Below are 16,351 nucleotides of genomic sequence, written 5' to 3' on the forward strand. Positions count from 1 at the left end.
CTTATTCCACCTCAACTCTATTTTCTACCATAATACCATTCAATGACCAGGTTTTCGTTTCTGTAATTTCTACTTCTACAATTTGGCCAATCGCGGATTTTGGTCCTTTAAAGTTTACTAATTTATTTCTTTCTGTATAGCCGGCAAGAACATCTGGATCTTTCTTGCTTTCCCCTTCGACAAGCACCTTGACAACTTCACCCTGATAAGATTTCATGGAAGCTGCTGATTGTTTATTAACAAGTTCATTTAAACGATATAAGCGCTGTTTTTTTACTTCTTCAGGTACATCATCCTTTTTCCTTGCAGCCGGTGTCCCTTCACGAGGTGAATAAATAAATGTATAAGCTGCTTCAAAGCCTACTTCTTCCACTAATGTCATTGTTTCTTCAAACTGCTCTTCTGTTTCGTTCGGGAAGCCTACAATGATGTCTGTAGTCAATGTGGCATGCGGCATGGCTTCACGGATTTTTCTAACTAACTCTAAATAATCTTCCCGTGTATATTTCCGATTCATTTTCTTCAGTATTTCACTGCTTCCGGATTGAACCGGCAAATGAATATGATCCAGAAGATTCCCGCCCTGAGCCAGCACTTCAATCAGACGGTCATCAAAGTCACGCGGATGGGAAGTTGTAAAGCGGACACGCGGAATATCAATCTTATGAATATCATCCATTAAATCGCCCAAACCGTATTCGATATCTTCAAAGTCCTTTCCATATGCATTCACATTTTGTCCAAGAAGAGTGACTTCCTTATAGCCCTGTGCGACGAGGTGGCGGACTTCCTGAATAATATCCTTTGGACGGCGGCTGCGCTCTTTCCCGCGGGTCATAGGGACAATACAGTACGTACAGAACTTGTCACAGCCATACATGATATTTACCCATGCTTTGGTCTTTCCTTTACGTACTTTCGGCAGATTCTCAATTATATCGCCTTCTTTAGACCACACTTCAACAATCATTTCTTTTCCGAATAACGCTTCTTTAACAAGGTGCGGTAGACGGTGGATATTATGGGTCCCAAATATTAGATCGATATGCTGGTGTTTTTTCAAAATCCGGTTAACTACGGATTCTTCTTGTGACATACAGCCGCAGACACCGATAATAAGATCCGGGTTTTCTAATTTTAATGGTTTTAAATGGCCAATTTCACCGAATACTTTATTTTCCGCATTTTCACGAATAGCACACGTGTTAAGCAATATAATATCGGCCTCTTCTGTTACATTGGTGGATTCATAGCCCATTTCAGACAAAATACCGGCCATCACCTCTGTATCATGCTCATTCATTTGGCAGCCATAGGTGCGGATCAGAAATTTTTTGCCCTCGCCAATTCGCTGCATATCCTCCGGGATGGAGAAATCATAATGAAATTGAATATCCTCCTTGCGACGCTTTCTTGCTTTCTTTATATCTGGAGATTGCGGCTCATACTCCATTTGAAAATATTTAGCAATGAACTCTTCGCTGGATGTATTTTTAATTCGTTCTATATTAGCTTCTTCGTTACGAATCTGGGCCTGTTGTTTTCGCTGTTCTTCGTTCATCAGGTTGATCCCCTTTCTTTCATCGATTCATATGTATTGATGCACTAACTTACAGTATAAAGCCTACATAATAATTGTACAATACTCAACGTCTGAAACATATAAAAAATCTCTTTTTTCACGTAGGAAAAAAGAGATTTTTCTGCTTCATAAAGGAATAAGTCCTAAATCACCCGTTAATTTGAGAAGGGCATGCCCCTATCCAATCCGGGCTGCCTGTTTTTCTTTTGGAACGACAACCCTTTGAAATATTCATTACCTCGGCTCAATAATTAACTTAATCGCTGTCCGTTCCTCATTATCAATTAGTATATCTGTAAATGCCGGTATACAGATTAAATCGACTCCGCTTGGTGCTACAAAACCGCGAGCTATAGCAACTGCTTTGACGGATTGGTTCAGCGCTCCCGCACCGATTGCCTGAATTTCAGCCGTACCTCGTTCCCTAAGTACATTTGCCAAAGCCCCTGCCACTGAGTTTGGATTTGATTTTGCTGAAACTTTTAAAACTTCCATCACTAGTACCTCCTCATGTGCTATTTATACTTTTATTGCTACTATTTCTTCTGGAGATGTATACCTTGTTCGACTGCATCACGGGCAAATACTATGCAAAGAAAGGATGATCATCATTAATAAGGATCCGTTCAATCTTTGCTGCTTTCCCCGTCGAATCGTCCGTACTAATGAATACTCCATTTAGTTGTGTTCTTCCCTTTTTTTCAATTTCAAAACGTACTGGAAGGGAAGTTTGGAATCTTTTAATAACAGATTCTTTCTCCACACCTAATATCGCATCATACGGTCCTGTCATCCCCACATCAGATATATATGCAGTACCTCTGGGCAATATTCTTTCGTCTGCAGTTTGCGTATGCGTATGCGTCCCGACAACGGCCGTTACTCTTCCGTCCAGATACCAGCCGATTGCTTGTTTCTCACTTGTTGCTTCACCATGAAAGTCTACAAAAATCGTATTGGTTCTTTTCTTCGCTTCCTCTACTAATTGATCTGCTTTATCAAAGGGATCATCAATTGGCGGAAGGAAGGTTCTTCCCTGTAAATTAATTACAGCAACTTCTTTTCCGTTAATGTTTGTATAGGCAATTCCTTTTCCCGGATTATTCTCTGGAAAATTCGCTGGACGAATCAGCGCAGGAGCCTGATCGATAAACTCAAAAATTTCTTTTTTATCCCACGTATGATTTCCCATTGTAATTACTTGTGCTCCAGCTTGTAAAAATTGCTTGTAAATCTTTTCCGTAATACCCTTTCCTGCAGCAGCATTTTCTCCATTAATAATAGTTACACTTGGCTTATATTTTTCTTTTAATTTAGGCAAATACTCTGCGACCATATCTCTTCCTGGAGAACCTACCACATCACCAATAAATAAAATTTTCATTTTTTCTACCTCTCTTCTTTCCATATAAACGATATCATTATGTTATCTCAGCCGCTATGAAAGACAACAGGCCAAGCATTCACTGTACTCGTTTGTATCTTTCCCTGATTTGTTTTGTGACATAACGCTTTTTTTGCTATTCTAAGTCAATCGAGTAGAGGGAAAAGCTAAATAACTTTTCGCCCCTCTCACACCACCAGTACATACGGTTCCGTATACGGCGGTTCAATTTATATTTCAGTGTGTACTTTTAGATAACGGTCTAAGGCAAAGGGGATACCTCTTTGCTTTAGTCTTTTATTAGACAATGCTCTCTGAACAACTTTCGACAACCCAGTAAATCGGAAACCTTTCCTACAATAGGTTAGCCCCTTGGCTTCTTCCTTTGGTATACCAAGTTGTATGAGAGATTTAATTCTCTTTTTGTTGTTCTTCCATTGTTTCCAGATAATTACTCTTATTCTGGAGCGCAACTTCGCATCTATAGACTCTAAAACGCTCTTCATATTAGCTACCCTAAAATAGTTGACCCAACCATACATGACCTGTTTTAACTTGATGATTCTGTCGTTTAAGGAAATACTCCAATTTCGCTTTGTTAATCGGCGCAGTTTCCTTTGGAATTTTTGAACCGACGTTTTACTGGGTCTCGGTTGAAATTTCCTCTTATTTGAGTCATAGTAAAAACCAAAGCCTAGAAATGTTGTTTTCGTAGGGCGTGAGATTTTACTTTTCTCCATATTTACCTTTAGCCCCAGTTTCTCTTCGATAAATGTTGTAATGGAAGTAAGAACTCTATTTGCCGCCTTTTCACTTTTGACAAAGATAAGGCTATCGTCTGCGTATCTTACGAAACGCAGACCTCTTGCCTCCAGTTCCTTATCTAACTCATTCAACATAATGTTACTTAGAAGTGGACTAAGGTTGCCTCCCTGTGGGGTTCCTATAGTTGTATCTTCATATTTCCCATCGACCATCACACCACTTACGAGGTATTTTCGTATCAGAGAAATGACATCACCATCTTTGATTGTGTGCGAGATTATTCGCATTAACTTATCATGATGGACAGTATCGAAAAATCGTTCCAGGTCAATATCCACTAACCACTGGTATCCGTCATTGATATATTCCAATACTTGCGTGATTGCCATTTCGCAACTTCTTCTTGGTCTGAAACCATAACTGTAGTCACTGAATTGTTTTTCAAATATCGGGCTGAGCACTTGACTAATTGCCTGTTGGACAACTCTGTCAACCACTGTTGGAATACCCAATTTGCGCATCTTTCCATTTTCTTTCGGAATTTCTACGCGCAGTGCTGGCATTGGTTTGTATTTTCTTTTCTGGATTTGCGTTCGCAATTCCTCTTTGTGTTTCCTTAGGTATGCTTTCAGTTCATTTACTGTTACGCCGTCTACCCCACCTGCACCTTTGTTTCGGTACACTCGAAGATAGGCTTCGTTCATATTTTGATCGCTTAAAATCTTTTCTAAAATTTCCACACTCGTTTCTTCCTTTCCTTTCATGTGACGGAGAACACTTCTATTTTGACTATCCTCTGAGATACGCTCATACTTTCATCATTAACACATTCAGAAGTTTATTCTTCGTGCATTCATGGCGTAGAAACACTATAAATTGTTCAGCCCTTCATGATTTTCATCACTACTACGGCATCGGCTGACTTCTCACGATAAACCTTTTTCGACCAGCTTTCTTTTTAGGGGACTCCTCAGCTGTCCGTGAGACCTCCCAGGGTAAGACAACTATCTTTCCTCTTTTACTCGCCTAATTTACTCTGCAGGGTTACGCACATCTTTTGGATTTTGACTTGTTATGGAGCCTTATCCGCCTACAGAGCCTTCGTATCAGATTTCTGTCCGTCGAGCCAAGATTTTGATACACGCTTCCTTCAGCCTTTACCTCACGATAAATGCTTTGCGCTTCTCTAGTGGTTGGTCGATGTGTACCTCCACAGTGGATTTCCACCACCTAGATAGTCGCCATGCCTGGCGCACATAAAAAAACAAAGGCGACATCTGCCGCCCTTGCTTTATTTTGCGTATTCAACTGCTCTTGTTTCCCGAATAACCGTAATCTTAATATGTCCAGGGTAGTCGAGCTCCCCTTCAATACGTTTTCTGATATCACGTGCAATTCTCGCTGATTCCATGTCATCAATATCATCAGGACGAACCATGATACGAATTTCACGACCGGCTTGGATGGCAAATGACTTCTCTACGCCTTCAAACGACTCAGATATCTCTTCTAATTTTTCTAAACGCTTGATATAATTCTCAAGGGTTTCGCTTCGAGCTCCCGGTCTGGCGGCAGAAAGTGCATCTGCAGCTGCAACTAATACAGCTATAACAGAGGTTGCCTCCTCATCTCCATGGTGGGAAGCAATTGAATTAATAACCACTTCTGGTTCTTTGTATTTCATTGCTAATTCTTTACCAATTTCAACATGACTGCCTTCTACTTCATGATCAATCGCTTTTCCGATATCATGCAGCAGACCAGCTCTTTTAGCAAGATTTATATCTTCTCCTAATTCCGCTGCCAGCAGTCCTGACAAGTAAGCAACTTCCATTGAGTGCTTCAAGACATTTTGACCGTAGCTTGTACGATATTTTAAACGACCTAGAATCTTCACAAGATCCGGATGTAATCCGTGGATACCAACTTCAAATGTTGTCTCCTCGCCCACTTCACGTATATATTCGTCAACATCACGTCTCGATTTTTCAACCATTTCCTCAATACGCGCAGGGTGGATTCTGCCATCTTGTACAAGTCTTTCTAACGCCATTCGTGCGATTTCACGCCGTATTGGGTCAAAACCGGATAGAATAACCGCTTCAGGTGTATCATCAATAATTAAATCAATTCCTGTCAATGTTTCTAAGGTACGGATATTTCGGCCTTCCCGTCCAATAATACGGCCTTTCATCTCATCATTCGGCAAATTCACAACAGAAACCGTAGTTTCAGCAACGTGGTCAGCTGCGCATCTTTGCAGTGCAAGCGATAAGATATTTTTTGCTTTCTTATCAGCTTCCTCATTCGCACGATTTTCAGCTTCTTTAATCATGACTGCTGATTCATGCTGTACTTCTTTTTCGATGCGCTCTAAAATAACTTGTCTCGCCTGCTCGGTTGTATATCCTGAAATGCGCTCAAGCTCAGCTTGCTGCTCGTCTTTCATAGCTTCCACTTTGCTTTTCATTTCTTCCATTTGTTGTTGTTGTTCCACAAGAGTTTGTTCTTTCTGTTCGAGCAGAACCTCACGTTTGTCTAATGTTTCACCTTTTCTGTCCAGATTTTCTTCTTTTTGCATCAGACGATTTTCTTGCTTCTGAGCTTCCATACGACGCTCACGAATCTCATCTTCGGCTTGGCTCCGAAGCTGATGATTCTCATCTTTTGCTTCTAGAAGCGCCTCTTTCTTAGCAGTATCTGCATTTCTGCGTGCTTCTTCCATAATTTGTTTCGCTAAGGTTTCCGCACTAGAAATTTTAGCTTCTGCAATAGATTTACGTACCAGATAACCAACAACAAATACGACGACTAGAGCAAGCAAAATGGAGATGATAATAATCACAGTGTTCATAACTTCACCTCCTATTGCCTATAAAATTGTAAATTGCGTATTTGTCGGCATATCACATTTTCAAATGCATAAAATAAAGGTAATTTCATAATACAAATTATAAAATTATACACTATTAATATTAATTCTCACAAGCTTGAATGTCAAGGAACTCCCGATATAAATTATAATATATTGGAAATCTTGATAAATCATCTGCGTACATACTGAATATGTATTTTAGAAGATACTAAAAAACCATAGCACTGACTATGGTTTTTTAGTTTATATTAAAGGTCCAGACTTTCTTGCTCTTCTTTTGATTTTTCTTCACTTTGTTCCGGCTCTTTGTCCAGTTCATAGTGATCACGGATGGTCTTGCTGATTTCTTCAAATACTTCTTCATTTTCTTTCAGGTATTGTTTTGCATTTTCTCTGCCCTGACCTAACCGTTCTCCATTATAAGAATACCAGGCACCGCTTTTTTGTACGATATCAAGGTCTGAACCAATATCCAGAACTTCCCCTTCTTTTGAAATGCCCTTGCCATACATAATATCTACTTCTGCCTGCTTAAATGGAGGCGCTACTTTGTTTTTTACAACCTTAATACGGGCTTTATTCCCTACAGCGTCATTGCCGATTTTAAGGGTTTCAGCACGGCGCACTTCCAGTCTCACAGAGGAATAGAATTTTAACGCACGGCCGCCGGGAGTTGTTTCCGGATTCCCGAACATCACGCCTACTTTTTCACGAATCTGATTGATGAAGATAGCTGTTGTTTTCGATTTATTGATTGCTCCTGAAAGCTTACGGAGTGCCTGTGACATTAACCGGGCCTGCAAGCCGACATGAGAATCTCCCATTTCCCCTTCAATCTCTGCCTTCGGTACAAGTGCTGCTACAGAATCGACGACAACAATATCTACTGCGCCGCTTCGTACAAGTGCTTCAGCAATTTCTAAAGCCTGTTCCCCTGTATCTGGCTGTGATAATAAAAGCTCATCAATATTCACACCAAGCGCTCTTGCATAAACAGGATCAAGTGCATGCTCTGCATCAATAAAAGCAGCCTGCCCGCCCTGTTTTTGCGCCTCTGCAATAGCATGGAGCGCTACTGTTGTTTTACCGGAAGATTCCGGACCATATATTTCTACTACTCTTCCTTTTGGATATCCACCAATTCCAAGGGATACATCCAAAGCCAGCGATCCGCTTGGAATCGTAGCAATCTTCGGTATTTCATTCTCTCCCATTTTCATAATGGAACCTTTACCAAATTGCTTCTCTATTTGTCTTAAAGCCATATCTAAAGCTTGTTGTTTATCACTCACCGAAAATTCCTCCTTTATCTATCTGTATCCATCATACAATGATTTCATCAATTTAACAAGCAAAAAGACGAATAAATGTTCTTATATTTTCAAGACAGAATTTGCCTTAAAATTTAAAATCACTTGTAAAAACGTATTAAAAAAGGAAATCTCTAAGTCAGGTAAGGGTTAATTATTAAAACTTCCTTTTTTAAACTTTTATTTCAAATATTGATATAATAATTCAAACCCTTTTAAAGCAGCTCTTTCACGAATATTATTACGGTTGCCTGATAAAAGAATAGAACTTGATTCCACTATTTTCCCCTCATCGTAAATGGCAATATAAACTTGTCCGACCGGCTTTTCTTCCTGCGTTTCCGGACCAGCGACTCCGGTGAAGGAAATAGCGGTAGGTGTATTTAATTTCGTGGCAGCCTGCTCTGCCATTGCTTCGGCACATTCCTTGCTTACGACCCCATATTCCGAAATCCATTCCGGCGTCAAGCCCAATAAAGCTTCTTTTGCTGCTGTCTGATACGTTACCAGACTGCCGGCAAAGACATTCGATGCTCCAGCCGCCGATACAAGATTGCTAGAGAATAATCCGCCTGTTAAACTTTCTGCGGCAGCTAATGTTTTTCCTTTTTCTGCCAACAGCTCCATTACTTTATTCTCAATCGTCTGCTCATCCTCACCAAAGCAGTATGCTCCAATACGCGCTAAAATTTCTTGTTTTTTATCTGCAACCAGTTTTTGTGCCTCAGCCTTCGATGCAGCACTCGCAGTAACCCGGATAACCACTCCTTGGTCTTGTGCCAGCGGAGCAATCGTCGGATTTGTCTGTTCATGAATCATATCTGTTAATTCATGCTCCAGATTGGATTCGCCGATGCCGATAAATTTCAACACAGTAGATTGAATAACCTGCTGTTTACCCGTTAAGTTTTCCAGAAATGGAAATAGCTCTTCTGAAGAAATTTGCTTCATTTCCCGAGGAACGCCCGGCAGAAAGAACCAATGCGTATCCTGATAGTCGATATACATTCCCGGAGCCATCCCTGCATTATTTTTTAATACAGTGGCACCTTTGAAAACACGGGCCTGCTTCCGATTATTCGGTGTCATCGTGCGGTTTCGCTCTTTATAATAGCTTTCTATCTTTTCCATTGTTGTTTTATCTTCTATAATTTCAAGGCCTGTTAATTGTTCAAAGCCTTCCCGTGTCAGGTCATCTTCCGTCGGTCCCAGCCCGCCAGTAACAATTACAATATCTGAACGTGACTGCGCCAGACGAAATGCCTGTTCAACACGATCTAAATTATCTCCCACCACAGTATGGTTATAAACATTTATTCCATACGTAGCCAGCTGCTCCGACAGCCACTGTGCATTTGTATTCGCTATTTGTCCAAGCAATAACTCTGTCCCTACTGCAACGATTTCTGCTTGATAATTTTTTGTCATTTCGAATCCCTCATTATACTCCAGTTTTTAACAAAGTAGTCCACCCCTGAAATGATGGTGAATACTAAGGATAGATATAACATAATTGTACCAAATGGAAAATTCATATAAGAAAATGGAAAGTTATGCAATAACAAAGCAGCAATTGCAATCATTTGTGTTGCTGTTTTTAATTTGCCCATGCTGCCGGCAGCCATTACGGTTCCCTCGCCTGCTGCAACGAGTCTTAATCCCGTAACAGCAAACTCTCTGCTGATAATAATAATAACTACCCAAGCCGGAGCCAGTTCAATTTCTATTAACAAAATGAGAGCCGCCGAAACAAGAAGTTTATCCGCTAAAGGATCCATAAACTTCCCTAAATTAGTAACTAAGTTATACTTCCTTGCATAGTAGCCATCCACCCAATCTGTGCAGGCTGCAATGATAAAAATCAAGGCCGCCGCAAAGTGGGCAACAGGCAATTCTGCATTTCCAATATCCCAGCTTCCCCATGGAAACGGAACACTCATCAATATAATAAAAAGAGGTATCATTAAAATACGAGAAAAAGTTAACTTATTTGGTAAATTCATTTTACACCCTCCATCAAAAACTTGCTGCGCAGCTTTCCTATACTTTGTTGTTTAACATGTTAGCTGCGTTGACATCCTTCTTAAAGACCATACCAGAATTATTAGCCCTATCGAAGGATGCATTTATTTTATAATTTCCCAATGGGCAAGAAGTAAACCCTCCTATATAAAAGGAGGGTTTACTTTTACTCCAATCATTCATTGTTCATCTGTAAATTGATGCGCTGATGGATAGCAGAAGTCGGATACTCGATATCTGTTCCATCGATAGAAATCGTCACTGCTGATGAATTACCTATGTTCAACGAAATCGATTCTTCATCAGCTAAATCAATTTCTACAGGAGATGCTTCTGCATCAAAATTCCCGCTAAATAAAGATTCATCATCTGTTCCGGTTATTTCCAGCCAGCTGTTCTGTTCATCATCTGCAGATTCCAAAATTAATGTAGCTTCTTCACCAGCACCAGTGACTTCAAGTTCAGAAGTTGGAGAATTACCTGTTCCTTCTTCAACGACCTCTACGGAGACTTCTTCATTTTCTTCTGTCTCCTCCTCTTCTGCCGATTCATCTTCCGTTCCACCTTCACTGTCATCTGCATTATCATCCGCAGCGCCATTACCGTCTCCCTCACCGGAATCATCAATAATCATGCCGCCATCGTTGCTGTTTTCTTCCTCAACTGGTTCCCCGTCACTCGGAGAAGAGCTCTGACGGATGAAAAAGATAGCTACCGCGATAATAGCGATAATCAATAAAACCACAGTTACCGTTGGAATAATAGACGAGGAACGTGATTCTTTATCTGATCTGCTTTCTTTTCTCGTTCGCTGTATCCTGCTGTATTGTACATTCTCTTCTTCTGTAGCAGGAAGCTCCTCTTTATGATCGGTCATGATTTCATCCGGATTAATTCCTACTGCTGTCGCATATTCTTTAATAAATGCACGTGTGTAGAACTTTCCCGGAAGAATATCAAAGTTGCCTTCTTCAATGGCAACCAAGTATCTTTTTTGAATTTTTGTTTTTTCCTGCAGGCTGTCCAAAGAAATATCCTTCGCCAGCCGTGCCTCTTTCAGCTTTTCACCAACATCCATTTAAAACACCTTCCACCTTTTTAATTAAACTAAGAGAGTATAACTTATTCCGTAAATTTAATCTCAAGCTAGAGATATAACTGTCTAGCTCCGAGCGCCAAACTTTAGAGATTTCACGTCACGCCCTACGATAAAGAAGACTTAGTGATTGGCAAGCCGGCAGGCGCAGACAGAGCGATAGTCGCACTTATGCCCCGCGGGTGAAAGTCATCATCGGTTCGTCACCTCACCGTGATTCCTTTATCTCAGTTGTGCCGCTCCAATCTCTACGTTTTTAAACGGGCGCTCTACGCTTTTCTTTTTAAAACATCGAGAATCCGTCTTGTCGCAAATCCTCATTTTCTACTGTCTCATAAGTGATTTCTTGATCTTCATGTGTTCTCAGCTCAATAATGTAATCAAAATCTTGTATGCTGTATTCTGTAGATTGAACGAATATATCTGGATGCTCAATTACTTTAACGGTCGGCAGCTGCATAATCTCTCTGATAAGCTGCCAATGCTCTTCTTCGTTCATTTTTCTTTTAGAGACAATGCCGTCAATAATGTAGATATTGTCCGAATCGTATTCTCCTTCAATTAAGTTTTTGCGTACTGTTTGTTTAATCATGGTGCTGGATACAAACAACCACCTTTTGTTTGCACTGACGCTTGCTGCAACGACGGACTCCGTTTTTCCTACTCTGGGCATCCCTCTTATCCCAATAAGCTTATGCCCTTCCACTTTAAATAATTCAGCCATAAAATCAACTAAAAGTCCAAGCTCATTTCGCACAAAACGGATTGTTTTACGGTCTTCATTATCGTGATGAATAAATTTTCCGTGCCGGACGGTAATTTTATCCCGCAGTTTAGGCTTACGAAGCTTATGTACTTTTATTGCATCCATTGTTTCTAAAATATATTTAAGTCTTGTTATATTTTCATCATATTTAGACAGGATAAGCATGGCTCTCCGGGAATTTTCAACCCCATTGATCATAATAATATTTATTGAAAGCATTCCAAGCAGAGAGGAGATTTCACCTAATAATCCCGGACGATTTTTTAAATTTTCATATTCTAGATACCACTGTGTTCTATCCATTGTAAGCTCCTTTTAGAAGTAGTTTTTTCTGGTCAGGCAACTTATTATGTCATACTATGTACTATCATATCGAAAAATAGATGAACCTTCTATTATAATATACCATTTTTTCTATATTTCCTAAACTACTAATCCCTTTTTCTCCATTCATTTTTTGCACTTTGAGAAAATATAATGAATTCAAGGAAAAAAGTATAAGCATCATGGTTTTATAACTATCTGTATCAAAATTAATAAAATTCACTAACCTGACAACATTGGTAATCGTAGTCCCATCCCTGACGTAGAAAATCCTACGCCTTTACAGGTTTGGCTTACTCCGTTTTCTTTAACGTTTTTTCAAAATAAAAAAATGAATGATGTTTTTTTACTGCATCGAAATACTTTTTGGCACAAATGAAATCCATTTCTCAAAGGATACACAAAAAGAAGCTATATAGATAATCCTATACAGCTCCTCTTCTTATTATTCATCATTTTAATCATGCTTTTGGACAAGTTTAATCATCGCGCTGGCAAGAGCTTGCTGCTCTTCTTCAGAAGCTGTGCTCCACAGCTCCTTCAATACCTCTTCTTCCGGTGTTTTTGCATCTACACTTTCTGCGAGGTAATCACCGACTTCAGCTGCTAAATTTGTTAACGTATCATGGTTGATACCATTTTCCTCAGCTTGCTGCAAACGTCCTTTTAAAAAGCCTTTCCATGAATCAAAGTTATCTAATACTGACATTTGGCCATGCCTCCTCAAACGTATTCTTGTGCAAATGAAGGATTCCTCCATCTGCCTGCTGGTTACTCTGCTGCCAAAGATAAAGCCTTTCAGCCTAAAGCATTACTATAACCCCGCCTGATACGGGCTTTTAAACAGCATGCTCTGTAACTCGCCTTAAGCATCTTTAGTATTTGAGGAAATGAGGAATTTATACATGTCCATTTGTTCTTATAATCCGCCATTAATGCGGATAATTTCTCCCTGGATATAACTGGATTCCTCACTGAGTAAATAACTGATTGCATTAGCAACCTCTTCCGGTCGTCCGGCACGATTAGCAGGGATCTCGTCAATAAAAGCATGTGTCTCTTCCGCAGATAGGTTATGGTTCATTTTCGTATCAATAAAACCGGGACTTACTGCGTTTACACGAACATTTGATAACGCCACTTCTTTCGCCAAAGCTTTTACAAATATATTTTGAGCGCCTTTTACGCTGGAGTAAACCACTTCGTTGCTTGCCCCATGGTCTCCCCACATACTTGTCACAAATAAAATAGCGCCCCGTTTCTGGCGAATCATATCCGGTAAAAAATGGTGGGTAATCAGCCACGGTGATTTCACATGAACCTGTAGTAAATCATCCATTTCTTTCGGCTTCATATCCTGAAACAGCCCATAATGAGCATGACCGCCGGCGAAAACAATCCCATCCACCGCAAAGGATATTTCTTCGATAAACGCATTCACCTCTGCTTCATTTGCTAAATTTGCCTGATAAGCAGCTAAAACAGCATGTTGTTTATCGACTTCCATCAATGCTTCTACTGAGGCCTGATTGGAATGATAATGCAGGATAAGGTGATATCCATCACTCATCAGTTTTTTGGCAGCAGCAGAACCGATATCTCCGCTTGCTCCGATTAAGAGGATATTCCCCTTCATTTTTCCACCGTCTGCTTTTGAATCGTACAGGTTGCCAGACGGTCTTCTTCAATCCATGTATTTAAAAAGTCATTGATATCCTGGACAGTCAGTTTTTGGATGAATGGCACGATATCAAGTAAATTCACGTCTTTAAACGATAATGTAGCAAATTGATTAGCAATAAACTCCAACGAATTCATCGCACGGAGCAGCTGCCCCATTTTTTTCTTTTTCATACGTTCAAAGGCAGCTTCACTAATTTCCATCTCTCTGGTTGATAATAGCATTTCTTGTACCCGTGCAGAGAATACGTCAGGCTGGTTCGTATTGGATCCGATGGAAACATAACCAAAGGAGGTTTGCAGATTACTTTCAAAAAAGAAGCTGTTATCAATGATATCTTCCTCATATAGTTTTTGATAAAATTCCCCGCCGGTTGAAAAGAAATAATCGAGCACCATATCTGTTAATAAATCACGTTTTAAATAATCCTCTCCCTGTAGCTGCTGGTTAGGCTCTTTGATACCGACAGCGCATTTCGGGATAGACACCGGCATATTAATTTGTAAATTCTTTTCTTTCACGTAATCAGGCTCTTCCGGAAATTCCCGCTGAATCTCCTCTAACTTGTCAAATGATTTTTTCTCCTGGTTCTCTAAAATCAATTGCATCATCTGCTCTGGATCAAAATTCCCCGTGACAAATAAAATCATATTTTCCGGATGATAAAATGTATGATAACAGGTATACAAATCATCCTTTGTAATCGTGTAAATAGAATCTACCGTCCCGGCAATATCAATATTGACAGGATGGTTATGGAATAATGCTTTATTCGTTCCCATAAACAGGCGCCAATCAGGCTGGTCATCGTACATATTGATTTCCTGGGCGATAATCCCCTTTTCCTTTTCTACCGATTGCTCTGAGAAATACGGATCCTGTACAAAATCAATCAATGTTAAAACATTTTTCTCAATATTGCTCGTTGCAGAAAATAAATAAGCTGTCTCGGTAAAAGAGGTAAATGCATTTGGAGAAGCCGCCTGCTTGGTAAAGTCTGTAAAAACGTCGCGATCTTCTTTTTCAAACAATTTATGCTCTAAGAAATGAGCGATTCCATCCGGTACAGTGATTGCTTCCGTCTGACCTATAGGAACAAAGCTTTGGTCGATCGAGCCGTAATTTGTCATAAAAACACCATACGTCTTTGTCAGCTCCGGCTTTGGCAACAGACAAACCTGCAGTCCGTTATCCAGTTTTTTTTCATATAGGGTTTCGTCAACTGTTTCAAAATACCGCTTATTCATGACCCGCCCCTCCTTCGCTTGTTAATAAGTAAACCATAGCTTCCTGCACTTGATTCGCTACTTCAATAACCTGCTCTTTGGTTACCTGCCGAATGCCCTCAAAAAGCTCATCCACCGGCATTTCTTTATGTCCCACCTCTTGCTGATACATAAATTCAATCATGCCCTGCGCATGGTCTAAGGTTTCTTTTAATTGATTAATAATAAGCAATTTCGTTTCTTCTAATTCTTCTTCTGTGAAATCACCATTCTGCATTGCTTCCTTCTGTTCACGGATAATCGCAAGTGCTTTCTCATAGTCCTCCGGCGCTATCCCGCTCATCACAAATAATAACCCTTTATGACTCTCTACGCGAGAGACAGCATAATAAGCCAGGCTGTTTTTCTCTCTTACATTGATAAATAATTTAGAGCTTGGAAAACCGCCAAACATACCGTTAAAAACCTGCAACGCCGGATATTTTTCATCCCGGTAAAGAATATTCGTCCGATAACCGATATTTAATTTTGCCTGCTGAATCTGATCTTCTTCAATCAGCTCTTTCTCATCAGTTGTCCGCTTTAAAGCTTCCTGGTTAAAAGGCGTGCTTTCCTTTTTCTTGAGCGTTCGTTTAAATTGACCGGTTAAGAGCTGCAGCATTTGATCCGCTTCAAAGTCACCGCTCACATAAATATCCATCACTTCTTCGTCGCGGATAGTTTCATAATACGTAAACAGTTCTTGATTAGAAAAGGAAGAAAGATCCTTTTCATAACCTTGCGCATGAATACTATACGGCTCTCCGTCACACATTTCATCTACTAAGCGAATGTTCGCATAACTTGCCTTATCGTCTTTGATGGAATGTATATTTTGACGAAGAATCCCTTTTTCCCTGTCAAATACCTGCGGAGAGAATCCCTGTCCTTCCTGATTCGGTTTATAAACAATTTCATGCAGCAATTGAATCGCCCGTTCAATCAGAGAACTGCTGTCTGGAAGGAATTTTTCATTCGGCACTTCCAAATAGAACGTTATAATGTGGTTTTCTCCTTTTTTAGCACCGCCAATAGATAATACTGCGCCGTACAATTCAGCTAGCTCTTCCTGCAATTCTTTACGCGTTGGAAAAGAGGCCGTACCTTGTTTCAAGATATAGGGAAGCAGTGCCCGTTTCGTGATAGTTTTCCTTTCCAATGGGGCACGGAACTTAACTGCAAAAGTAATTGTTTTATGCTTTTTATTGGGAAGCATATGAAAGTTTATATCATTTTCCACCTGTTTGATTTCCTTCACGCTCATAGTTATCCTCCATTCTT

14 protein-coding genes are annotated in these 16,351 nt (G+C 40.0%); all 14 read right to left on the reverse strand.

What is annotated here, in order from left to right; genetic code table 11:
* Position 1: 1 nt before the first annotated feature.
* The 14 genes from miaB to yfmF all read right to left on the reverse strand — a co-directional run bounded on the left by miaB (position 2) and on the right by yfmF (position 16,334).
* Positions 2 to 1,561, reverse strand: coding sequence for a tRNA (N6-isopentenyl adenosine(37)-C2)-methylthiotransferase MiaB (gene miaB / locus BN997_RS20025; protein ID WP_042534909.1), 1,560 nt, complete (start codon positions 1,559 to 1,561; stop codon positions 2 to 4).
* Positions 1,562 to 1,816: 255 nt separating this feature from the next.
* Complete coding sequence (locus BN997_RS20030; RefSeq protein WP_042534912.1) at positions 1,817 to 2,077, reverse strand: stage V sporulation protein S; 261 nt, start codon at positions 2,075 to 2,077, stop codon at positions 1,817 to 1,819.
* Positions 2,078 to 2,168: 91 nt separating this feature from the next.
* Positions 2,169 to 2,966 (reverse strand): TIGR00282 family metallophosphoesterase, encoded by a 798-nt coding sequence (locus BN997_RS20035; protein ID WP_042534914.1) that lies wholly within the window; start codon positions 2,964 to 2,966, stop codon positions 2,169 to 2,171.
* Between the two features lie 230 nt (positions 2,967 to 3,196).
* Positions 3,197 to 4,471: a group II intron reverse transcriptase/maturase gene (gene ltrA, locus BN997_RS20040; RefSeq protein ID WP_042528596.1), complete on the reverse strand. Its 1,275-nt coding sequence runs from the start codon at positions 4,469 to 4,471 to the stop codon at positions 3,197 to 3,199.
* A gap of 551 nt (positions 4,472 to 5,022) precedes the next feature.
* Entirely contained in the window at positions 5,023 to 6,585 is a 1,563-nt protein-coding gene (gene rny, locus BN997_RS20045) for a ribonuclease Y (RefSeq protein ID WP_042534917.1), read from the reverse strand.
* A gap of 269 nt (positions 6,586 to 6,854) precedes the next feature.
* On the reverse strand, positions 6,855 to 7,898 hold the full coding sequence (recA, locus tag BN997_RS20050; RefSeq protein ID WP_042534919.1) for a recombinase RecA: 1,044 nt from the start codon (positions 7,896 to 7,898) through the stop codon (positions 6,855 to 6,857).
* A gap of 198 nt (positions 7,899 to 8,096) precedes the next feature.
* A complete protein-coding gene (locus BN997_RS20055) occupies positions 8,097 to 9,344 on the reverse strand; it encodes a competence/damage-inducible protein A (RefSeq protein WP_042534921.1) in 1,248 nt (415 codons plus the stop codon).
* Positions 9,341 to 9,919 (reverse strand): CDP-diacylglycerol--glycerol-3-phosphate 3-phosphatidyltransferase, encoded by a 579-nt coding sequence (pgsA, locus tag BN997_RS20060; RefSeq protein WP_042534923.1) that lies wholly within the window; start codon positions 9,917 to 9,919, stop codon positions 9,341 to 9,343. The genes BN997_RS20055 and pgsA overlap by 4 nt, the downstream gene beginning before the upstream one ends.
* A 194-nt stretch (positions 9,920 to 10,113) precedes the next feature.
* Positions 10,114 to 11,016, reverse strand: coding sequence for a helix-turn-helix domain-containing protein (locus BN997_RS20065; protein WP_042534925.1), 903 nt, complete (start codon positions 11,014 to 11,016; stop codon positions 10,114 to 10,116).
* A 301-nt stretch (positions 11,017 to 11,317) separates the two neighbouring features.
* Entirely contained in the window at positions 11,318 to 12,103 is a 786-nt protein-coding gene (locus tag BN997_RS20070) for a DUF3388 domain-containing protein (protein ID WP_042534927.1), read from the reverse strand.
* A gap of 478 nt (positions 12,104 to 12,581) precedes the next feature.
* Complete coding sequence (locus BN997_RS20075; RefSeq protein WP_042534929.1) at positions 12,582 to 12,833, reverse strand: DUF3243 domain-containing protein; 252 nt, start codon at positions 12,831 to 12,833, stop codon at positions 12,582 to 12,584.
* A 210-nt stretch (positions 12,834 to 13,043) separates the two neighbouring features.
* On the reverse strand, positions 13,044 to 13,760 hold the full coding sequence (gene ymfI / locus BN997_RS20080; protein ID WP_042534931.1) for an elongation factor P 5-aminopentanone reductase: 717 nt from the start codon (positions 13,758 to 13,760) through the stop codon (positions 13,044 to 13,046).
* The gene (gene yfmH / locus BN997_RS20085; RefSeq protein ID WP_042534933.1) at positions 13,757 to 15,052 is read right to left on the reverse strand and encodes an EF-P 5-aminopentanol modification-associated protein YfmH; all 1,296 of its coding nucleotides are present in this window, start codon (positions 15,050 to 15,052) and stop codon (positions 13,757 to 13,759) included. The genes ymfI and yfmH overlap by 4 nt, the downstream gene beginning before the upstream one ends.
* Complete coding sequence (gene yfmF, locus BN997_RS20090; RefSeq protein ID WP_042534936.1) at positions 15,045 to 16,334, reverse strand: EF-P 5-aminopentanol modification-associated protein YfmF; 1,290 nt, start codon at positions 16,332 to 16,334, stop codon at positions 15,045 to 15,047. The genes yfmH and yfmF overlap by 8 nt, the downstream gene beginning before the upstream one ends.
* Positions 16,335 to 16,351 lie beyond the last annotated feature (17 nt).

The sequence above is a fragment of the Oceanobacillus oncorhynchi genome (assembly GCF_000821065.1).
In the GTDB taxonomy this organism is placed as follows: domain Bacteria; phylum Bacillota; class Bacilli; order Bacillales; family Amphibacillaceae; genus Oceanobacillus; species Oceanobacillus oncorhynchi.